General features: G+C 57.8%; 17 protein-coding genes. 16 read left to right on the top strand and 1 reads right to left on the bottom strand.

Features of this window, described 5'->3' with window-relative positions; all coding sequences use genetic code 11:
- Nucleotides 1-85 precede the first annotated feature (85 nt).
- From pyrH to tilS, 16 genes are all read left to right on the top strand, one after another.
- A complete protein-coding gene (gene pyrH / locus OQ287_RS08715; RefSeq protein WP_250935313.1) occupies nucleotides 86-817 on the top strand; it encodes a UMP kinase in 732 nt (243 codons plus the stop codon).
- A gap of 4 nt (nucleotides 818-821) precedes the next feature.
- Complete coding sequence (frr, locus tag OQ287_RS08720) at nucleotides 822-1,379, top strand: ribosome recycling factor (protein WP_250935314.1); 558 nt, start codon at nucleotides 822-824, stop codon at nucleotides 1,377-1,379.
- 48 nt (nucleotides 1,380-1,427) lie between these two features.
- Complete coding sequence (gene uppS, locus OQ287_RS08725; RefSeq protein WP_250935315.1) at nucleotides 1,428-2,174, top strand: polyprenyl diphosphate synthase; 747 nt, start codon at nucleotides 1,428-1,430, stop codon at nucleotides 2,172-2,174.
- Nucleotides 2,167-2,964, top strand: a complete 798-nt coding sequence (locus OQ287_RS08730) for a phosphatidate cytidylyltransferase (protein WP_250935316.1) — start codon at nucleotides 2,167-2,169, stop codon at nucleotides 2,962-2,964. Before uppS ends, OQ287_RS08730 begins: the two co-directional genes overlap by 8 nt.
- Nucleotides 2,965-2,968: 4 nt before the next feature.
- A complete protein-coding gene (gene ispC / locus OQ287_RS08735) occupies nucleotides 2,969-4,153 on the top strand; it encodes a 1-deoxy-D-xylulose-5-phosphate reductoisomerase (RefSeq protein ID WP_265896188.1) in 1,185 nt (394 codons plus the stop codon).
- Between the two features lie 14 nt (nucleotides 4,154-4,167).
- Entirely contained in the window at nucleotides 4,168-5,526 is a 1,359-nt protein-coding gene (rseP, locus tag OQ287_RS08740) for an RIP metalloprotease RseP (RefSeq protein WP_265896189.1), read from the top strand.
- A 188-nt stretch (nucleotides 5,527-5,714) separates the two neighbouring features.
- Nucleotides 5,715-8,057, top strand: coding sequence for an outer membrane protein assembly factor BamA (bamA, locus tag OQ287_RS08745; protein WP_265896192.1), 2,343 nt, complete (start codon nucleotides 5,715-5,717; stop codon nucleotides 8,055-8,057).
- A 31-nt stretch (nucleotides 8,058-8,088) separates the two neighbouring features.
- A complete protein-coding gene (locus OQ287_RS08750; RefSeq protein ID WP_250935324.1) occupies nucleotides 8,089-8,601 on the top strand; it encodes an OmpH family outer membrane protein in 513 nt (170 codons plus the stop codon).
- A gap of 21 nt (nucleotides 8,602-8,622) precedes the next feature.
- Nucleotides 8,623-9,660: a UDP-3-O-(3-hydroxymyristoyl)glucosamine N-acyltransferase gene (gene lpxD / locus OQ287_RS08755; protein WP_265896194.1), complete on the top strand. Its 1,038-nt coding sequence runs from the start codon at nucleotides 8,623-8,625 to the stop codon at nucleotides 9,658-9,660.
- A gap of 129 nt (nucleotides 9,661-9,789) precedes the next feature.
- Nucleotides 9,790-10,233, top strand: coding sequence for a 3-hydroxyacyl-ACP dehydratase FabZ (fabZ, locus tag OQ287_RS08760; RefSeq protein WP_250937951.1), 444 nt, complete (start codon nucleotides 9,790-9,792; stop codon nucleotides 10,231-10,233).
- Nucleotides 10,230-11,003, top strand: a complete 774-nt coding sequence (lpxA, locus tag OQ287_RS08765; RefSeq protein ID WP_250935328.1) for an acyl-ACP--UDP-N-acetylglucosamine O-acyltransferase — start codon at nucleotides 10,230-10,232, stop codon at nucleotides 11,001-11,003. Before fabZ ends, lpxA begins: the two co-directional genes overlap by 4 nt.
- A complete protein-coding gene (gene lpxB, locus OQ287_RS08770; protein WP_265896196.1) occupies nucleotides 11,003-12,136 on the top strand; it encodes a lipid-A-disaccharide synthase in 1,134 nt (377 codons plus the stop codon). The genes lpxA and lpxB overlap by 1 nt, the downstream gene beginning before the upstream one ends.
- Nucleotides 12,129-12,743: a ribonuclease HII gene (gene rnhB / locus OQ287_RS08775; RefSeq protein ID WP_265896197.1), complete on the top strand. Its 615-nt coding sequence runs from the start codon at nucleotides 12,129-12,131 to the stop codon at nucleotides 12,741-12,743. Before lpxB ends, rnhB begins: the two co-directional genes overlap by 8 nt.
- A gap of 60 nt (nucleotides 12,744-12,803) precedes the next feature.
- Nucleotides 12,804-16,301, top strand: a complete 3,498-nt coding sequence (gene dnaE, locus OQ287_RS08780) for a DNA polymerase III subunit alpha (protein WP_265896198.1) — start codon at nucleotides 12,804-12,806, stop codon at nucleotides 16,299-16,301.
- Nucleotides 16,302-16,461: 160 nt separating this feature from the next.
- Entirely contained in the window at nucleotides 16,462-17,415 is a 954-nt protein-coding gene (accA, locus tag OQ287_RS08785) for an acetyl-CoA carboxylase carboxyl transferase subunit alpha (protein ID WP_250935334.1), read from the top strand.
- An 80-nt stretch (nucleotides 17,416-17,495) separates the two neighbouring features.
- Nucleotides 17,496-18,821, top strand: coding sequence for a tRNA lysidine(34) synthetase TilS (tilS, locus tag OQ287_RS08790; RefSeq protein WP_265896199.1), 1,326 nt, complete (start codon nucleotides 17,496-17,498; stop codon nucleotides 18,819-18,821).
- Here tilS and ppx read toward each other — a convergent pair.
- A complete protein-coding gene (gene ppx, locus OQ287_RS08795) occupies nucleotides 18,778-20,298 on the bottom strand; it encodes an exopolyphosphatase (protein ID WP_265896200.1) in 1,521 nt (506 codons plus the stop codon). The two genes, tilS and ppx, sit on opposite strands and share 44 nt — an antisense overlap.
- Between the last annotated feature and the right edge of the window lie 120 nt (nucleotides 20,299-20,418).

Genomic DNA, 20,418 nt, shown 5'->3' on the forward strand with positions numbered 1-20,418 from the left:
CTGCCGGCGGGATTGCCTGCGGCGGTTCAGGGCCTTGTCAGTGTGGTAGCCAATTTGCACGTATTTTACCTCCCAGGAGTGTTGCATGCCCCCCAATGAACGTAGAGCCAAGTACAAGCGCGTATTGCTCAAGCTGTCCGGTGAAGCCCTGAGCGGTGATCAGGATTTCGGTATTGATCCCAAGGTGCTCGACCGTATGGCCCTCGAAATCGGCCAGCTGGTTGGTATCGGTGTTCAGGTGGGGCTGGTGATCGGCGGCGGCAACCTGTTTCGCGGTGCGGCCCTTCATGCTGCCGGCATGGAGCGGGTCACCGGAGATCACATGGGGATGCTGGCCACCGTCATGAACGCACTTGCCATGCGTGACTCGCTTGAGCGTTCCAATATTCGCTCGCGTGTCATGTCGGCCATTCCAATGAGTGGTGTGGTAGAGCATTACGATCGTCGTACGGCTATCCGCTACCTTACCGGTGGTGATGTCGTTATCTTCTCCGCCGGCACAGGTAATCCGTTTTTCACCACGGATTCTGCAGCCTGCCTTCGAGGTATCGAGATTGATGCCGATGTAGTAGTGAAGGCTACAAAGGTTGACGGTGTCTACGACAAGGACCCGGTCAAGCATCCGGATGCCGTCCGTTACGAGCGTCTGAGCTATGATCAGGTACTTGATCAAAAGCTGGGTGTAATGGACCTGACGGCCATCTGCCTGGTACGTGATCATGAAATGCCGGTCCGAGTATTTGATACGAACAAGCCCGGAGCCCTGCTGAACCTGGTAGTGGGTTCTGATGAAGGCACGCTGATAGATAAAGGATGAGTCAGTGATTAACGAGATCAAGAAAGACGCAAAGTCACGCATGCAAAAGAGTACGGAGTCGCTTCAGAGCGCATTCTCCAAAATCCGTACCGGTCGCGCCCATCCCAGCATTCTTGATGCTGTCCGGGTGGATTATTACGGTTCTGAAATGCCGATTTCCCAGGTGGCCAATGTGAACGTGGAAGATGCGCGTACGCTGGCAGTAGTGCCGTGGGAAAAAAGCATGGTGCAGAAGGTCGAGAAGGCCATCATGACTTCGGATCTGGGGCTTAATCCGGCGACCAACGGCACCGTCATTCGTGTGCCGATGCCGGCGTTGACGGAAGAAACCCGCAAGAATTACACGCGTCAGGCTCGGGCTGAAGCGGAGCAGGCCCGCGTAGCGGTGCGTAATGTGCGCCGTGATGCCAACAGTGATGTGAAGGCACTGCTCAAGCAAAAGGAAATTTCGGAAGACGAAGAGCGTCAGACCGAAGATGAGATCCAGAAGCTGACAGACGGATTTATCGCTGAAATCGATAAGCTGCTGGAACAGAAAGAACACGATCTGATGCAAGTATGAATTGAATCGGCGGGAAGATCTCCCGCCGGTGCTGCAATGTGAGTTCTCATGACGTCATCGCTAACGCACCACACCTTGCCGCGCCACGTCGCTGTAATCATGGATGGAAACAACCGCTGGGCCAAGGCTCACGGTCTGTCAGGCCTCCGTGGGCACTACGCTGGCGTCGAATCCGTACGCCACGTGGTTCGTCGTGCCAGCGAGCGGGGCGTCAAGGCAGTTACCCTGTTTGCCTTTTCAAGTGAAAACTGGCGGCGGCCAGCCGACGAAATTTCCGGACTGATGGAGTTGTTCGTACTGGCTCTACGTCGTGAAATCGGCAAGCTGCATCGCCACAATGTACGGCTGAGTATTATCGGTGAGCGGGAACGGTTGCCGAAGTCGCTGCAAAAGGCCATTGAGCGCGGTGAGCGCCGGACGTGCAACAACACCGGGCTTCACCTGATCATTGCTGCCAATTACGGTGGCCGATGGGACATTACTCAGGCAGCGCGCCGGCTGGCCCAGCAGGTTGCAGACGGTGAGCTGCTGGCCGATGACATTGATGAAAACCGCCTTGAGCGGGAAATGTGTCTTCACGATGTGCCTGAAGTGGATTTATGCATCCGTACCAGCGGCGAGCAGCGCATCAGTAATTTCCTGCTGTGGCAGCTGGCTTATGCCGAGTTTTATTTTTCGCCACTGTTCTGGCCCGACTTCGATGGTGATGCCTTCGATGAGGCCATTGAGTCCTATGCCCACCGTCATCGCCGTTTTGGAATGACAGATGACCAGATCGAGGTAGAGCGTGCTTAAGCAACGTGTACTGACTGCCCTGGTAATCGCACCCCTGGCGCTGGTCCTGTTGTTCGGGCTTGATGGCGGGGCCTATGCCTGTTTTGTGGGGCTGATCGTTCTGGCTTCCGGATGGGAGTGGGCCAACCTCGCCGGCGCCGAGTCGTCGAAGGAAAAGGCCGGTTATGTCGGGCTTTTGCTGGCGGGGCTGGTGCTCCTGTGGGTGACTGCTTCGGCTCAGGCCACCTGGCCGTTGCTGCTGTCGCTGGTCTGCTGGATGCTGGCACTTTACTGGGTCGCGCGTTATCCGCAGGCACGGGAGCAGTGGCAGGGCCAGACTCGACGTTACATTCTGGGCTTTTTCATTCTGCTTCCCTGCTGGGTAGGGTTCATGCAGTTGCGTGAAACTCCCTGGTGGCTGTTTTATGTGCTTTTTGTAGTCTGGGGCGCAGATGTTGGTGCCTATTTTGCGGGCCGTGCCTTTGGTAACCGCAAGCTGGCACCACGGGTCAGTCCGGGCAAGTCCTGGGCTGGTGTATACGGTGGTCTGGCCATGACGGTAGTGCTGGCGCTGATCATGGCCGGCTTTCAGCAGATCGGGTTAGGGGGAGCACTTTGGCTTGTTACGATCTCCCTGATAGTGGCCCTTTCTTCCGTGGTGGGCGATCTGCTGGAAAGCATGTTGAAGCGTCATCGCGGTGTGAAGGATTCGGGCAACCTGCTGCCGGGCCACGGTGGTCTTCTGGACCGCATCGATAGCCTGACAGCGGCTATTCCCCTGTTTGCGCTTCTTGCGCCCTGGGTGAGCTGACGCCATGAAGCAGCAGATTACAGTGCTGGGGGCTACGGGGTCGATTGGCAGTAGCACCATGGATGTGATTGCTCGTCATCCGGATCGCTATGAGGTTTTTGCCCTGTCTGCCGGGAGCCGCCGCGATGCATTGTTGGCCTTGTGCCGCCAGTTTACACCCAGAGTGGCAGTGCTTGCCCGCGAGGAGGATGCGGCCTGGTTATCCGAGCGCCTGCGTGAGGAGGGGCTCGATACCGAGGCGCGTTCCGGGGTGGAAGCGTTATGTGATATCGCCCGCGCACCCGAAGTAGATGCCGTGATGGCTGCTATTGTCGGTGCGGCAGGGCTGGTGCCAACACTGGCTGCCGTGCGAGCCGGAAAGCGTATTCTGCTGGCCAACAAGGAGGCGCTCGTCATGTCCGGGGCGCTTTTCATGGCAGAAGTGCGTCGTTACGGTGCCACGCTTCTACCAATCGATTCCGAGCACAATGCAATTTATCAATGCCTGCCAGCCCATCATCGGGAGGGACTGGCTCCTCTCGGTGTTCGTCAGTTGCTTCTTACGGCCTCAGGCGGGCCTTTCCGAGGGTTGGTGCGGGAAGATCTGGCTCAGGTGACACCGGAGCAGGCTTGTGCTCATCCCAACTGGTCCATGGGGCGGAAGATATCCGTGGACAGTGCGACGCTCATGAACAAGGGGCTGGAGCTGATCGAAGCCTGCTGGTTGTTCAATGCGTCGGTGGATCAGGTGCAGGTGGTTGTTCATCCCCAGAGTGTCATTCATTCCATGGTGGCCTACACCGATGGGTCTGTGCTGGCCCAGCTCGGCAATCCGGACATGCGTACGCCGATCGCTTATGGTCTGGCATGGCCGGAACGAGTGGATGCCGGCGTTGGCCCGCTCGACCTGTTCGAGATAGGCCGGCTTGATTTCGAGCGCCCGGATACGGAACGCTTTCCTTGCCTGGCTCTGGCGGCATCGGCCATGCGTGAGGGCGGGACGGCGCCGGCAGTGCTGAATGCCGCCAATGAGGTGGCTGTCGATGCCTTCCTGAACGGGCGTCTGTCCTTTCTGGGTATCAGTGATCTGGTGGCTCGTGTGCTGGCGACAGGCGGTTTTCAGCCTGCCGATGCACTTGACGTCATTGTTGAAGAAGATCGCCGGGCACGAGCGCTGGCAGAAACGCTTCTGCAGCAACACTACAGTTGAGGTGAGGTAGCGTCATGGGCGTGCTGGAAAACATTCTGGCTGTAGTTGTCGTGCTGGGGCTTTTGATTACCATTCATGAATATGGTCATTTCTGGGCGGCCCGCCGGTGTGGCGTTCGGGTGCTGCGCTTTTCGGTAGGGTTCGGCAAGCCCCTGCTGATGCGTCGTGACCGGCATGGTACGGAATTCGCTCTGGCAGCCATTCCATTGGGTGGCTATGTGCGCATGCTGGATGAGCGTGAGGGAGATGTAGCGCCCCATGAGCGTGCCGAGGCATTCAATACCCAGTCGGTCTACAAAAGAATGTTCATCGTGGCAGCCGGGCCACTGGCCAATTTTCTGCTGGCCGCAATCGCGTACTGGGTCATTTTCATGTACGGCACGACAGCCATCGTGCCGGTGGTGGGGCAGGTTGTCCCCGGAACGTCTGCGGCCGAGGCGGGCATGACGCCCAATCTTGAAATTACTCGCATCAATGGTCATCCCACCCCGTCATGGCAGGCTGTAAGCCTGCAACTGATGTCCGACATCGGTCATGACGGTGATATTGTTGTGGAAGCCAGGGCCTTTGGTAACGATGGGGTCTCACGCGAGTACCGACTTCCGGTCGATGGTTATCTGGTCGGTCAGGAAACGCCCTCTCCCCTGGCTTCTCTGGGGATCCGGCCCTGGCGCCCCTCGGTGCCGGCACGGATTGGTGATGTTCTGAACGATTCCCCGGCAGCGCGTTCCGGACTCAGTGCCGGTGATGAAGTCGTGGGGGTCGATGGCGACAGCATTGCCGACTGGCCGGCGCTGGTTGCGCGAATTCGCGCCTCCGCCGGTGAGCCGCTGGCGTTGACCGTACGTCGTGACGGACAATTGAAGAAATTGTCGCTGACGCCTGAAACCAAACAGCTGAAAAATGGTCAGGAGACAGGGTACATTGGAGCCTCTGCGGCAAGTTTTTCATGGCCGCCTTCTCACGTGCGAAACGTCAGCTATGGTCCGATCGATGCCATGGGGCAGGCCATGACACGTACGGGAGAGATGACCGGGCTGACCGTGGGGTCCATTGGCAAGATGCTGACCGGGCTCATTTCACCGTCAAATCTTTCCGGCCCCATTACGATTGCTCGTGTGGCGGGTGACTCGGCGCGTTCCGGATTTGAAACCTTTGTCTCGTTTCTGGCATACCTGTCGATCAGCCTTGGCGTGTTGAACCTGCTGCCGGTGCCTGTCCTTGATGGAGGGCATTTGCTGTTTTATATCGCCGAAGCCATTCGCGGCAAGCCGCTTCCTGAACGTATCCAGGTCATGGGGCTTAAAATAGGCTTCATGTTGATCGGGCTGCTGATGGTGACAGCCTTTTATTTTGATTTAATGCGACTCTAGTTCACGGCGCTACCCGCCACCCCCTGTGCTTGTCAGTAGGGGGGTGTTGTGTATAAGGTGCCTGTTCACAAGGCAGCCTCTGTCAGTGAGGGGTCATACGATTCATCTGTTCCGTGTGACGGTTCAGGTGGCACTCATCGACCCGACATGTGGTGGCGGGCGGAATTCAGTAGAAGCGAAATGACGGCATGAAGATAAAAACCCTGGGGTTAATGGCGTGTCTGCTCGGCAGCGCGCAGGCGGCTTTTGCCGATAGTTTTGAAGTGTCCGATATACGAGTTGAAGGCTTGCAGCGCGTGTCGGCAGGCACGGTTTTCAACGCGCTTCCTGTTTCTGCCCATGAGGTTGTGGATGACAAAGAGCTTTCACAGGCGGGCCATGATCTGTTCAAGACGGGGCTGTTTGATGATGTGAGCTTTTCGCGTGATGGCAACGTGCTTGTTGTCAATGTGGCTGAGCGCCCCACCATTGCCAAGATCAATATCGAGGGTAATTCACGCATATCCTCCGACGACCTTCGCAAGGGGCTGACCGATTCCGGTATTTCCGAAGGCCAGGTACTGCAGCGTTCAACCCTCGAGGAGATGCAGCGCGAACTTGAGCGGGTCTATCAGGCTCAGGGGCGTTACAGTGCACGGATCAAGACCTCTGTCAAAAAGCAGGCCAATAATCGCGCAGAAGTGAACATCAACATCAATGAAGGGGCCGTCGCGACGATCAAGCAGATCAATATCGTCGGTAACCATGCATTTGATGACGAGACGCTGACCGGCCTTTTTCAGCTGGAAGATCATCCAGGCTGGTTTCTGGGCTGGTTCTCGGATGACAAGTATTCCCGGGAAAAGCTGAGTGCCGACCTTGATAACCTGCGCAACTACTATCTTGATCGTGGGTACGTCAACTTCAATATTACCTCGACGCAGGTATCGATCAGCCCCGACAAGGAGAATATCTTTGTCACGGTGAATGTGGATGAGGGCAAGCGCTATCGCATTGGCGATATCAAGTTTGCCGGGGATATTCACATGCCGGAAGCCGATGCTCGCAAGCTGGTGACTGCCAGCGAGGGTGATGTGTTCTCTCAATCCAGCCTTACATCGTCCAGCGAAGCGCTGCGGCAGCGGCTGGGTGCCATGGGGTTTGCCTTTGCCAAGGTCAATAGTGTTCCTCAGGTCAATGAGGATGGCGATACGGTAGATGTGACTTTCGCTGTCAATTCCGGCCGTCGTGCCTATGTACGTCGTATCAACTTCAAGGGAAATACGACTACGGCAGATGAAGTGCTGCGTCGTGAACTGGTACAGCTTGAGGGTGCACCAGCCTCAACAGATAATATCAAGGACTCCCAGGAGCGCCTGCAGCGTCTGGGCTTTTTCAAGCAGGTCGATGTCGAGACCCGACCGGTTCCCAATCATCCGGATCAGCTGGACGTCACGTATAATGTTCAGGAGCAGCCGTCAGGCAGTATTTCCGCCAGTGTCGGCTTTTCTCAATCGGCCGGTGTGATCTATGGCGCGTCCCTGTCTCAAAGCAACTTTCTGGGAACGGGTAACCGGGTCGATATTGGTGCCCAGAAAAGCGATTACTATACCAATCTGAATTTCAGCTTTACGGATCCCTACTGGACGCTGGACGGGATCTCGCGTGGCTATAACGTGTATTACCGCAAGACCGATTACGAAGATTCCGATATTTCCACGTACTCCACCGATGCCATCGGCGGCGGGATCAATTTCGGCTATCCGATCAGTGATCTGTCGCGCCTGAACTTCGGGCTGGGTGTCGAGCGTATCTCCATCGATTCCTACGATGATTCGCCCTACGAAATCATCCAGTATCTGGATGATGAAGGCGATACGTTCAACAACTTCAAGCTGACCAGCAGCTGGACGCGCAACAGCCTTAACCGAGGCGTTCTGCCGACGGCTGGCAGCTATCAGCGAGTGTCTCTGGAGGCTTCAACACCGGGCAGCGATGCCCAGTACTACAAGCTCCGCTATCGTGGCCAGAAACTCTTCCCGCTGACCACCAGTGAAGAGTGGGCGTTGAAGCTGCGCACCGAAGTCGGATATGCCGATGGCTACGGCAATACGGACGTTTATCCGTTCTACGAGAACTTCTACTCCGGTGGTCTGGGATCCGTGCGCGGCTACAAGAGCAATACGCTTGGTGCCAAGACTACCGAGCGCAACGATGGCGACGATGACACCCTGGGGGGCAATGCTCTGGTGGAAGGGTCGGTTGAAATGATCTTCCCGTTCCCGTTCATAGAAGATCGCCGTCAGTTGCAAAGCTCCCTGTTCATTGATGCGGGCAATACGTATCAGACGGACTGCATGAGTGTGCCTGCCGGACAGACCTCCGAGTGCGACTCCGGTGTTGATGTAGGCGATCTCCGCTATTCCTTCGGTGTCGGCCTGTCCTGGATTACTCCGGTAGGTCCCTTGACCTTCAGCGTTGCAAAGCCGCTGAACAAGAAGGATGGTGACGATACACAGGTTTTCCAGTTCTCGCTGGGTCAGACTTTCTGATAGATTGGCAGCATTGTTCAAGGAGAGTGGTATGCGTAAATTGACCGTGGCATTGTGCCTTACAGGGCTTCTCGGAAGCGTAGGTGTAGCAGCGCAGGCGCAGGCAGACGATGTGGCTGTGCTTGACTGGCAGCAGGCGTTGCTCAATACCAGTTCTGCGCAGCGCTCCATGAACCAGCTCAAGAATCAGCTGGGTAGCCAGCAGCAGCAAGTTAAGGCACTGGGCGAACAGGTGCAGAGCCTGCAGGAAAAACTGCAGAAAAACGGCGATGTCATGTCTGACTCCGAGCGCCAGAACCTGATCCAGCAACTGCGTCAGAAGGGCGGTCAGTTCCAGGAGCAGCGCGCTTCCCTTGAAAAGACCCGGAGTCAAAAGGAGCAGGCCTTTCTCAAGCAGGCCAAGCCCAAGCTGGACAAGGCCATTCAGCAGGTGGTCAGTAAACACAATGTCAAGGTGCTGGTCGATCGCAACAGCGTGATTTATGCCCAGGACTCCCTGGATCTTACCCAGGAAGTCACCAACGCTTTCAACTCACAAAACTGAGTGCGGCGTTAGCCGGAAACGATGACCAAAAAAGCATCTTCCTCATACTCGCTGGCCGAACTGGCCAGCCTGCTCAATGCGACGCTTGCCGGTGACGGCGAGTGTCGTGTGTCCGGCCTGTCCACGCTGACCGAGGCCGGTCCGAACGACATTGCCTTTCTGGCCAACAAGGCCTATGCCAAATATTTGGCAACCACACAGGCGGCGGCTGTATTGCTGCACCCTGATTACGTCGATGAGTGTCCGGTATCGGCTCTGGTGCTGGATAATCCTTATCTCGGCTATGCCCGTCTATCCCACTGCTTTGATCCATTGCGCCGTGATGATGCTGTAACGATGATTCATGCGAGTGCCGTGGTGCATGAGTCAGCGGTGCTTGGTGAGCGTGTTTTCATTGGCCCTCATGCGGTTATCGAGGCCGGCGTGCAGCTGGGTAACGGCGTGCATATCGGGGCAAACTGCTTTGTCGGTGCTGACAGTGCGCTTGGTGATAAAAGTTACCTGCACGCCGGTGTGGTGATTTACCACGGTGTCGTGATCGGCGAGCGTGCCATCCTGCATAGTGGTGCCGTAATCGGCGGGGATGGTTTCGGATTTGCTCATGACGGCCAGGGCTGGCACAAGATCGCACAGCTTGGTGGTGTGGTGCTGGGCAATGACGTGGAAGTCGGCAGCTGCACCAGTATTGATCGTGGTGCGCTGGGTGATACGGTCATTGGCCATGACGTCAAGATCGATAGTCAGGTACAGATTGCGCACAACGTGCACATCGGTGATCACAGTGCCCTGGCAGGATGCGTCGGGGTGGCAGGTTCTACCCGTGTCGGGCAGCACTGTCTGCTGGGCGGTGGGGTAGGTCTTGCCGGTCACATCGACATTGCCGACAGGGTACAGGTGACCGGCATGAGCCTGGTGACCAATTCGATTACGGACGCCGGGGTATATTCTTCCGGTACCGGCTCCATGCCCAATGCCCAGTGGCGCCGCAATGCCGTTCGGTTCAAGCAGCTTGATGAGCTGTCCCGACGCGTCAGGGCGCTGGAGCGCAGTCAAAACTGATACTCTCCGACCGTGACTGGTGGTCACCTTCAGGTCGCGTATAATGGCCGACCAGTCATCGGGGATATTGCCCCGCTACATGCCTGCCAGTAATGGCAGGCATTTCGTTATTCTAGAGGTTGCATGCCAATGGTAATGGACATCAACGAGATTCGTGAGTATCTCCCCCATCGCTATCCGTTTCTTTTGATTGATCGGGTGACGGAACTCACCACCGGTGAATCCATCGTCGGCTTCAAGAACGTCAGCATCAATGAGCCTTTCTTCAATGGCCACTTCCCCGAGCATCCCATCATGCCGGGCGTACTTATCATTGAAGCGCTGGCGCAGGCAGCAGGTATTCTTGGTTTCAAGACCGTTAACAAATTGCCACGAGACGGGTATATCTACTACCTCGTCGGAAGCGACAATGTTCGCTTCAAGCGCCCCGTGCTGCCGGGGGATCGGCTGCGCCTCGAGGCAAGGATGATCAAGGCCCGTCGGGGTATCTGGAAGTTTGCCTGCCGTGCGCACGTGGACGACGAACTGGTGTGCGAAGCTGATATCATTTGTGCCGAGAGGAAGGTCGCTTGATTCATTCAACCGCTATCATCGATCCATCGGCTGTGATTGCCGATGACGTTGACATCGGGCCGTTCTGTGTCGTGGGGGCTGATGTCGAAATAGGCTCCGGCTGCGTTATCGGTCCTCACAGTGTCATCAGTGGGCCGACGCGCATCGGCATCAATAACCGCATCTTTCAGTTCACGTCGATCGGCGAAGAGTGCCAGGACAAGAAGTATGCCGGTGAACCGACGCGCCTTGAAATCGGAGATTACAATACCTTCCGGGAAGGTGTGACGGTGCACCGGGGAACTACCCAGGACAAGGAGCTGACCCGGATTGGCAGCCATGGTCTGTTCATGGCGTACGCACATGTTGCCCATGACTGTGATATTGGTGATCATGTCATCATGGCCAACCAGGCAACACTGGGCGGCCATGTGCATATTGGCGATCACGTTATTCTGGGCGGTCTTTCGGCAGTGCATCAGTTCTGCCATATCGGGGATCATGCCATGTGTGGTGGTGGATCGATCGTGACCAAGGACGTTCCGGCGTACACCATGGCCAACGGTCACCCGGCGCATGTGCACGGGCTTAATCTGGTAGGGCTAAAACGTCGTGGGTTCTCCCGCCAGGCTCTTTTGTCCCTGCAGACAGCCTACAAGCGAACATGGCGGCAGGGGCTGACCCTTGAGCAGGCCATCGACAGCATTGAGCAGGATGATGCGTTGACAGGACCTGAAATAGACGTCTTTATCGCGTCGCTCAAGGCCTCCGAGCGTGGCATTACTCGCTGATGATCAGGGTCTACCTGGTGGCGGGTGAGTTGTCCGGGGACCTTCTTGGTGCCGGATTGATGCGGGCGCTGAAGGCGCTGCACCCCGATATTGCCTTTCGAGGTGTCGGCGGGCCACGCATGCAGGCCGAAGGGCTGGATAGTCAGATTCCGCTCGAGCGGCTGGCTATCATGGGGCTGGTGGAAGTGGTTCGCCACCTGCCTGCCCTGTTCGGGTTTCGTGCCCGGCTGCGTGAAGATGCACTGGCCTGGCAGGCCGATATCATGGTCGGTATTGATTACCCTGATTTCAATCTACGGCTGGCTCGTCAGTTGCGCGCTACCGGCATGAAAACCGTTCATTACGTCAGTCCGTCGGTCTGGGCCTGGCGTCAGGGGCGGGTCAAGGGTATTCGAGCATCCGTTGATCGAATGTTGACGTTTTTGCCCTTTGAAGCCTCCTTCTATCGTGCCCATCAGGTACCGGTTACCTTTGTCGGTCATCCGCTGGCAGAAGAACTGCCACTGGAAGATGATCGGGAGGCCGCCCGGGACAAGCTGGGTCTGTCTGAAACAGCTCGAGTGCTTGCTGTTCTGCCCGGTTCCCGACGTCAGGAAATTGCGTTCAATGCCCCGACGTTTCGTGATGCAGTCGCGCTGCTGAGACAGCGTGATCCAGAGTTGCAGGTCGTGATTCCGGCGGCCAATACCCAGCGACGGGATGAGCTGGCAGCACTGGGCATGGATCAGGCCAGTGGCTTCACGGTACTTGATGGTCTGGCCTGGATGGCCATGACTGCTGCAGATGCCGTCCTGTTGACGTCCGGCACTGCCGCGCTTGAAGCCATGCTTTGCCATCGGCCGATGGTCGTGGCCTATCGTCATGGCCAGGTAACGCACTGGATGGCGCAGCGGCTGGTCAAGACTCCCTGGATTTCACTGCCCAATCTCATTGCGCAGGAAGAAATCGTGCCGGAGCTGATTCAGGATGCAGCGACACCCGAGGCGCTGGCCGAGACCCTGTGGCCCATGCTTGAGCATCAGGCCGAGCGGCAGCAGATAGGCGAACGTTTCAGAGCCCTGCACAGGCAGTTGCAGTGTGGTGCCAGCGAGCGAGCCGCCAGAGCAGTGCTTGAGGTGGTTGAACATGGCTGAGGCAATGCAGTGGCCACCGCTGGTGATTGATTATCAGGGCGAGCGCCTGGCGGGTGTGGATGAGGTAGGACGCGGGCCGCTGATAGGTGATGTGGTCGCCGCAGCGGTGATACTTGATCCGGCGCGACCGATTACCGGGCTGGCGGATTCCAAGAAGCTCAGCAGCAAGCGGCGAGAGGCACTGGATCAGTTGATCCGCGAGCAGGCGCTCTGCTTTGCCATCGCCCACGCCACCCCGGATGAGATTGATACGCTCAATATCCATCATGCCACCCACCTGGCCATGCGTCGTGCCATTGACGCGCTCACGCCGGCGGCAGAATATCTGCTGGTGGATGGCAACAAGCTGCCGGGCCATGTTCTTCCCGGCCAGGCCGTGGTCAAGGGCGATGCCCGACATGACGCCATTGCCGCAGCATCGATCATCGCCAAGGTCGCCCGTGACCGGCAGATGGTTGCACTTGACGCAGCGCATCCGGCGTATGGTTTTGCCCGGCACAAGGGGTACCCGACACGGGAGCACCTGGACGCGCTGACGCGACTGGGGCCCTTGCCGGAGCATCGCCGGTCCTTTGCGCCGCTCAAGCACCAGCACAATCTTTTTTGAGTGGGTGTGCCTTCAGCACCCATGCCCTCTTTCGACAGACAGCAATGAGTGGTTTCAGCGATGTCCTTCGTTCATCTCCGCGTTCATAGTGAGTATTCGCTGGTTGACGGTCTGATTCGGCTCAAGCCGTTGGTCAAGCAGGCAGGGGAGCAGGGATTGCCTGCGCTGGCATTGACCGATGACTCCAACCTGTTCGGGCTGGTCAAGTTCTACAAGGCCAGTCAAGCGGCAGGTATCAAACCGATCATCGGTGCGGATGTCTGGATGGATAACCCGTTCGATGAGGATCATCCCTACCGGCTGACCCTGATTGCAATGAATAATCAGGGCTATCGCAACCTGACTGAGCTGATTGCCCGTAGCTGGCAGCATGGCCAGCGTCAGGGCCGTGCACAGCTCAAGAAGGAATGGATCTTCGAGCAGAGTGACGGGCTGATTGTTCTGTCCGGTGGGCGAGAGGGTGAAATCGGCCGTTTTCTGCTGTCCGAACACTATCAGACTGCCCGTGACCTGCTGACCGAATGGCAGCGGTTTTTCCCTGACAGATTCTACCTTGAGCTGCAGCGCACGAAGCGCCAGTACGAGGAAGCCTGTGTGAACCTGAGTGTCGAGCTGGCCCTCGAGACCGGCACGCCGGTGGTAGCCACCAATGATGTCCGCTTCATGCATCGGGAGGATTACTGGGCGCACGAAACCCGCGTCTCTGTAGGTGAAGGGCGCGCGCTGGATGATCCACGTCGTGAAACGCGCTATAGCGAAGAGCAATACTTCAAGTCGGCCGACGAGATGGCCGAGCTTTTCTCTGACCTACCCGAAGCCATCGATAATACGGTCATGATTGCCGCGCGATGCAACGTGGATGTTCGGCTGGGTGAATACTTTCTGCCCGAGTACCCCGTGCCTGATGGCATGACAATGGAAGAGTTCTTCTGCAAGTTGTCCCATGACGGTCTGACCCAGCGTCTGCACAAGCTGTTCGACGCCGACCATGCCATCTATCGTGATCGTGATCGCGCTGCCTGTGAGCCGGCTTATCGTGAACGACTGGATTTCGAGTTGAACGTCATTAACCAGATGGGGTTCCCCGGTTACTTCCTGATCGTGATGGACTTCATTCGCTGGGCCAAGCAGAACGACGTACCGGTCGGGCCCGGGCGAGGCTCCGGTGCCGGCTCGCTGGTGGCCTATGCGCTTGAGATCACTGATCTGGATCCACTGGAATACGATCTGCTGTTCGAGCGGTTCCTGAATCCCGAGCGTGTCTCGATGCCCGACTTTGACGTCGACTTCTGCATGGAGAAGCGGGACCGGGTTATCGACTATGTGGCGGATCGGTATGGGCGTGAGGCCGTATCCCAGATCGTGACCTTCGGCACCATGGCCGCCAAGGCGGTGGTCAGGGATGTGGCGCGTGCCCAGGGCAAGCCATATTCGCTGGGCGACAAGCTCTCGAAGTTGATTCCGTTTGAAGTCGGAATGACCCTGGGCAAGGCCTGGGATCAGGAGGAGGGGCTGCGGGATTACGTCAATAATGACGAAGAAGCCCATGAAATATGGGAAATGGCGCAGAAGCTCGAGGGCATTACGCGCGGTACCGGCAAGCACGCCGGTGGGGTCGTGATTGCACCCACCAAACTGACCGACTTCTCGCCGCTGCTGTGTGACGAGGACGGTTCCGGACTAGTCGTTCAGTTCGACAAGAACGATGTCGAGGAAGCCGGTCTGGTCAAGTTTGACTTTCTGGGGCTCCGGACGCTTACGATCATCGACTGGGCACTTGAGATGGTCGACGCGGTGCGTGCACGCGAAGGACAGGAGCCGCTGGATATCGCTACGATCCCGCTGGACGACGCGCCTACCTTTGACATGCTCAAGAAGGCCGAGACCACCGCGGTATTTCAGCTTGAGTCCCGTGGCATGAAAGAGCTGATCAAACGGCTTCAGCCGGATTCGCTGGAAGACATGATCGCCCTGGTGGCCCTGTTTCGTCCCGGCCCACTTCAGTCAGGCATGGTGGATGACTTCATCAACCGAAAGCATGGCCGGGCCGAGGTGTCCTACCCTCATCCGGATTATCAGCATGAATCGTTGAAGCCGGTACTGGAGCCGACCTACGGGATCATCCTGTACCAGGAGCAGGTCATGCAGATTGCACAGGTGCTGGCCGGCTACAGTCTGGGGCAGGCGGATCTGCTGCGTCGTGCCATGGGTAAGAAAAAGCCCGAGGAAATGGCCAAGCAGCGTGTTGGCTTCATGGAAGGGTGCGCTGCCAATGGGGTTGAAAAGGGCCTGGCCGGCAACATTTTTGACCTGGTGGAAAAGTTTGCCGGGTACGGGTTCAACAAGTCGCACTCGGCGGCCTACGGTCTGGTGTCCTATCAGACGGCCTGGCTCAAGGCACATTATCCGGCACCGTTCATGGCCGCTGTTATTTCCACCGAGATGCACAACATTGACAAGGTGGTGCCGCTGATCGAGGAATGCAGACGGATGGGGCTGACCGTGACGCCACCGGACGTGAATGTGGGCGGCTACAAGTTCACCGTCAATGAACAAAATGAAGTGGTTTACGGGCTCGGCGCCATTCGTGGCGTTGGTGAGGGGCCGATCGAGGCCATCGTAGAAGCGCGTGCCGAAGGGGGAGATTTCTCGGACATCTTCGATTTCTGCCGGCGTATCGACGGTAAGCGCATGAACAAGCGTACGCTGGAGGCGCTGATCCGCTCCGGTGCCCTTGACTCGGTCGGGCCATCGCGTGCTGTCATGGCCGCCGGGCTTGATGATGCCATCAAGGCGGCGTCCCAGAGCCATACCAATGCCAGCATCGGCATGATGGACATGTTTGGTGAGGCCTTCGGTGACAGTACCGCTGATGAAGATGTCTACCTCGAGTATCGCCGTGTCCGTGACTGGACGGATCGTGAGCGGCTGGCGGGGGAGAAGGATACCCTCGGCCTTTATTTGACCGGCCATCCGATCGATGAATATGAGCGCGAACTGAAGCGCTTTGTCAGCACCCGTATCGTTGATCTCAAGCCTTCCCGTGAGTCACAGCGGGTAGCCGGGCTGGTAGTGGCGATGCGCACCATGAAGTCAAAACGCGGCGATACGCTGGCCTTTGCTACTCTGGATGATCGCACCGGGCGTATCGAGGCGTCCCTGTTCGGAGAGCTTTATGATCAGGTGCGTGGCCAGCTGGCGGAAGATCAGGTGCTTATTATCGAAGGCGAGGTCAGCCAGGACGATTATTCCGGCGGCTTGCGGCTGCGTGGCAAGGAAATTACGCCGATAGTTTCGGCGCGGACACGCTTCGGTGAGGCGGTGGAGCTGCATATCGATGGTGCGCGCGCCAACGGCGGGCTGATCCGAACGCTGCAGGCACAGCTCACGCCCTATAAGGCGGCTGAGGGACTTCCCGTCCGGTTGACCTACCGCAACGCGGTAGCACAGGGCCAGGTAGAGCTGGGCGAGGCCTGGCGGGTGACCCCCAGCGATGAGCTGTTCATCGCCCTGAATGAGGTAGAAGGCCAGGAGCGCGTCAGCCTCAGGTATCGCTGATGCATTCACGGCAACGGCCCCGGTGCTTGCAGTCACGCAGCACCATGGGATAATACGCCATTTACGCTCGTCGGCAGCATGACAGTAGCGGCGAGCAAACCCGACAGTTCCGTACCGGTTTCCTGTATGACGAGCTGCCCGAGAGTGTGATAAAGCCCCTATGAATCCGAACTATCTGGACTTTGAACAGCCTATTGCCGAGATGCAGGCCAAGATTGAAGAGCTGCGTCTGGTGGGCAATGACTCCAAGATCAATATCAGCGACGAAGTGGGCAAGCTTGAGGAAAAAAGCCGAAAGCTGACCGAGCAGATCTTCCGGGACCTGACGCCCTGGCAGGTGACGCAGCTGTCGCGTCATCCGCAGCGCCCGTATACGCTGGATTATCTTGAAGAGATCTTCACTGATTTCGAAGAGCTGCACGGTGATCGTCTTTTTGCCGATGATGCAGCTCTGGTGGGCGGCGTAGCCCGACTTGATGAGCGTCCTGTCATGGTCATCGGCCATCAAAAGGGACGTACCGTGAAGGACAAGGTACGGCGCAATTTCGGTATGCCCCGGCCGGAAGGCTATCGCAAGGCGCAGCGGCTGATGGAAATGGCCGAGCGCTTCAGGATGCCGATCCTGACATTCATCGATACCCCTGGTGCCTACCCGGGCATTGATGCCGAGGAGCGTGGCCAGAGTGAGGCGATTGCGCGTAACCTGGCGGTGATGTCCAGACTCAAGACACCCATCATCTCGACGGTGATTGGCGAAGGTGGCTCCGGTGGTGCACTGGCCATTGGCGTGTGTGATGAACTCCAGATGCTGCAGTATTCCACCTATTCGGTCATTTCTCCGGAAGGGTGCGCTTCGATCCTGTGGAAGAGCGCAGACAAGGCATCTGATGCCGCCCAGGCCATGGGGATTACGGCGGTTCGCCTGAAGGAGCTCGGGTTTGTCGATACATTGATCGAAGAGCCGCTCGGCGGTGCGCACCGCCAGCGTGAGGCGACGGCTCAGCGTATTCGCACGGCCCTTAATGACTCGCTTGACCGGCTGACAGCCATGGACACCGAGGCGCTGCTCGAGCGGCGTTACTCTCGTCTGATGAGCTACGGGGCACCGCAATAATCCTGCGGTGATCCATGAAAGGCGTGCATTGGCACGCCTTTTTTTGGTTCTGCGAAAGGCGGCAATGACAGGAGGCGGTAATGAGTTGGTATGCATCCCCTGAGCTTCAGGGCATGATTCGTCAGGCACTGAAGGCCCTGGCATCTCGCCAGGTGTTTGTTGGCGTGTCTGGCGGGCTCGATAGTGCCTGCCTCCTGCATCTGGCTGCACGGTCCTGTCCCCCTGAGGTGACTGTCAGGGCTGTGCATGTCAATCATCAACTCCATGAAGACGCAGGTACCCTTCAGCAGGCCTGTCAGATTCTTTGTGATGCGCTTTCTGTACCGCTGGACGTTATGACTGTGGAGGTTGACCGCAGCAGCGGCCGAGGCATCGAGGCCGCCGCGCGTGAGGCGCGCTATCAAGCCTTCAATGAGGTAATGGGTACCGGTGATGTTCTGTGGTTGGCCCACCACCTGGACGATCAGGCGGAAACCGTATTGCTTCGGTTATTGCGAGGCAGTGGTGTAGACGGGTTGGGAGCAATGGCCGAGAAGCGCGACGCCGCCGGAGGCTTTCGGGTCGAGCGACCATTACTGTCGGTATCCCGCACGCAGCTTGAAGCGTATGCCTGTCATCATCGGCTTCATTTTCATGACGATCCCACCAATGAGGATATGTCGCTTGATCGCAACTATCTGCGCCATCAGGTGATGCCACTGCTTATGGCGCGCTGGCCGCAAGCTGCCGGTGCCATGGCTTCATCGGCGCATCAGGCCCGCGAGGCATCTGCGCTGATGGCTGACTGGAGTGGAACGTTTCTTGAGACCATCATGCCAGTGCCCGGGGTATTGGATATAGCCGGTCTGAAGGCGCAGGAGCCTGCCGCCCGTCGCGTGCTGATTCGTAGCGCGCTGGCTCGAGTGAAGCTGCCCATGCCGCCACGGGCGCGTCTGGAAAGCCTTCTTGAACAGCTGGAGGCGACTGGTAATGCCTTGCCTTGTGTGGTCTGGCCGGGAGCCGAGGCGCGGTGCTGGCGGGGGCGGTTGTATCTTGAAGCGCCCGCAATCTCGCTGCCACCGGACTGGTGTGTCGAGTGGACCAGCGGTGTGGCGCTTGATACGCCGCTGGGCCGGTGGCATGGCGAGTTGCTGCCGTTGCTGGCTGGGCCGGTGCCTCAGGGCCAGGCCTCTGCTCGCCGGGGGGGCGAGCAGCTGTACCTTCGTGGCCATCACCGTCGTCTCAAGACCCTGCTTCAGGAGGCCGGGGTGCCGCCATGGCAGCGAACACAATGTGTGGTGCTAAGCGTTGCATCCCGCCCTGTCGCCCTTATCTTTCCGCCCCACAGTGATCGAGCACCCTTGGTCGCTGATCACTGGCAGCTTATGCAGGCGGGTTGGTCTGACGGATTGCCACCTCAAGCGTGATACCGGCTTCCTGCAGGTAATGTGCTTCACGCTCGGCATCATTCAGCCGCAGCGTATCCTGCTCGGGCAGTGTCAGGATGAGGGTTTCACCCTTGATGGTCAGCGAAAGGTCCTGAAAGGGCTCGTCATCGCGGGAGTGGTTGAGCATGACGGCCAAACGCAGCAGCACGGCAATGCGTTGAAAATGCAGTGCCTGGCGTTCCGGCAGCTGCCTGGCTTCTCTGGTCGGGTAGCGGCGTCGGTGCGCGCGTACAAGAAATGCCAGCAGTCCCTGTTCAGGGCGAGAGAATCCGGATAAATCTGCATTTTCGAGAATGTAGCTGCCGTGACGATGAAAGCGTGCGTGTGAAATGCTCAGGCCCATCTCATGAAGCGATGCCGCCCACTGCAGGTAGCAGCGGTGCAGTTCGGTGAGCCCCCATTCGCTGCGAGCGGATGAAAACAGAATGTCTGCTGTCTGACAGACATTGAGTTGCTGGCGCTCGTCAATATCAAAGCGCTTGACCAGCGCCTTGACGCTTTCGTGGCGAGGGTCTTCCGGGGTATTCCTGCCGATCAGGTCATACATGACGCCTTCACGCAGAGCGCCCCCGGCATAGCGCATGCTTTCCAGCTCAAGAAGGTCAAATATGGCGCGCAGAATAGCCAGTCCAGCGGGGTAGACCCGTGCTCGTGTCGGTTTAAGCCCGTCCAGAGCCAATCCTTCCAGCTGACCTGCCTTGATCAGGCGTTTTTTCAGCCATTCAAGTCCCTTGCGTGTAATGATGCCTTCACTGCACTGCTGGTGGGCTTCCAGTATTTCTGCCGTGGCCCGGATGGTACCGGAGGTGCCGATCGGATCCTGCCAGCCAAGGCGACGGTAGTTTCTTGCGATACTGGCAAGCTCGGAGCGCGCTTCTCGCTCAGCCTGACGGAAATTCTTCTCGGTCACTCGGCCGTCGGCAAAAAATCGATCGGTATATACCACGCATCCCATCTCGAGGCTTTCAAGTGCCAGGGGGGTAAAACGTTCGCCAATGATCATCTCGGTGGACCCGCCGCCGATGTCGGCGACCAGTCGTCGTCCATGGACATCCGCCAGGGCATGGGCAGCTCCCAGATAAATCAGTCGAGCCTCCTCGCGGCCTGAAATGATCTCGATGTCATGTTGCAGAAATTGCTGGGCGCGAGACAGGAATTCGCCGCTGTTCGATGCAATACGGAGCGCATTGGTGCCTACAATGCGAATATCTTCCGGTGCAATGCCATCGATGAAACGTGCAAACATGGCCAGGCAGGCCATGGCGCGTTCCATGGCTTCTTCGCTCAGCTGTCCGTGGTGGTCCATGCCATCGGCCAGTTGCACCTTTTCACCACGCTTTTCAAGCGTCTTGAAATAGCCTTCGCTGTACTCGACGATGAGCAGGTGAAAACTGTTGGAGCCAAGATCGATGGCTGCCAGTTGACGTGGCGCACTGCCGTCACGGGCCTGGGTCATAGGGGTATCCTGGTATATGCACAATCACGAGTCGTCGTCACTTGCCTGTGACAAGTTCGCTGCCCCGCTTTATAGTTGGTAAGCATGCTGATTCAGCATAACGCAGTTTCTGCGTGGCTT

Source organism: Larsenimonas rhizosphaerae (assembly GCF_026240105.1).
In the GTDB taxonomy this organism is placed as follows: Bacteria; Pseudomonadota; Gammaproteobacteria; order Pseudomonadales; family Halomonadaceae; genus Larsenimonas; species Larsenimonas rhizosphaerae.

Excerpts from the sequence above, each read along its gene's own strand:
- pyrH (WP_250935313.1), top strand. The coding sequence starts at position 86 with ATGCCCCCCAATGAACGTAGAGCCAAGTACAAGCGCGTATTGCTCAAG.
- uppS (WP_250935315.1), top strand. The coding sequence starts at position 1,428 with ATGACGTCATCGCTAACGCACCACACCTTGCCGCGCCACGTCGCTGTA.
- ispC (WP_265896188.1), top strand. The coding sequence starts at position 2,969 with ATGAAGCAGCAGATTACAGTGCTGGGGGCTACGGGGTCGATTGGCAGT.
- rseP (WP_265896189.1), top strand. The coding sequence starts at position 4,168 with ATGGGCGTGCTGGAAAACATTCTGGCTGTAGTTGTCGTGCTGGGGCTT.
- bamA (WP_265896192.1), top strand. The coding sequence starts at position 5,715 with ATGAAGATAAAAACCCTGGGGTTAATGGCGTGTCTGCTCGGCAGCGCG.
- OQ287_RS08750 (WP_250935324.1), top strand. The coding sequence starts at position 8,089 with ATGCGTAAATTGACCGTGGCATTGTGCCTTACAGGGCTTCTCGGAAGC.
- lpxD (WP_265896194.1), top strand. The coding sequence starts at position 8,623 with ATGACCAAAAAAGCATCTTCCTCATACTCGCTGGCCGAACTGGCCAGC.
- fabZ (WP_250937951.1), top strand. The coding sequence starts at position 9,790 with ATGGTAATGGACATCAACGAGATTCGTGAGTATCTCCCCCATCGCTAT.
- lpxB (WP_265896196.1), top strand. The coding sequence starts at position 11,003 with ATGATCAGGGTCTACCTGGTGGCGGGTGAGTTGTCCGGGGACCTTCTT.
- rnhB (WP_265896197.1), top strand. The coding sequence starts at position 12,129 with ATGGCTGAGGCAATGCAGTGGCCACCGCTGGTGATTGATTATCAGGGC.
- dnaE (WP_265896198.1), top strand. The coding sequence starts at position 12,804 with ATGTCCTTCGTTCATCTCCGCGTTCATAGTGAGTATTCGCTGGTTGAC.
- accA (WP_250935334.1), top strand. The coding sequence starts at position 16,462 with ATGAATCCGAACTATCTGGACTTTGAACAGCCTATTGCCGAGATGCAG.
- tilS (WP_265896199.1), top strand. The coding sequence starts at position 17,496 with ATGAGTTGGTATGCATCCCCTGAGCTTCAGGGCATGATTCGTCAGGCA.
- ppx (WP_265896200.1), bottom strand. The coding sequence starts at position 20,298 with ATGACCCAGGCCCGTGACGGCAGTGCGCCACGTCAACTGGCAGCCATC.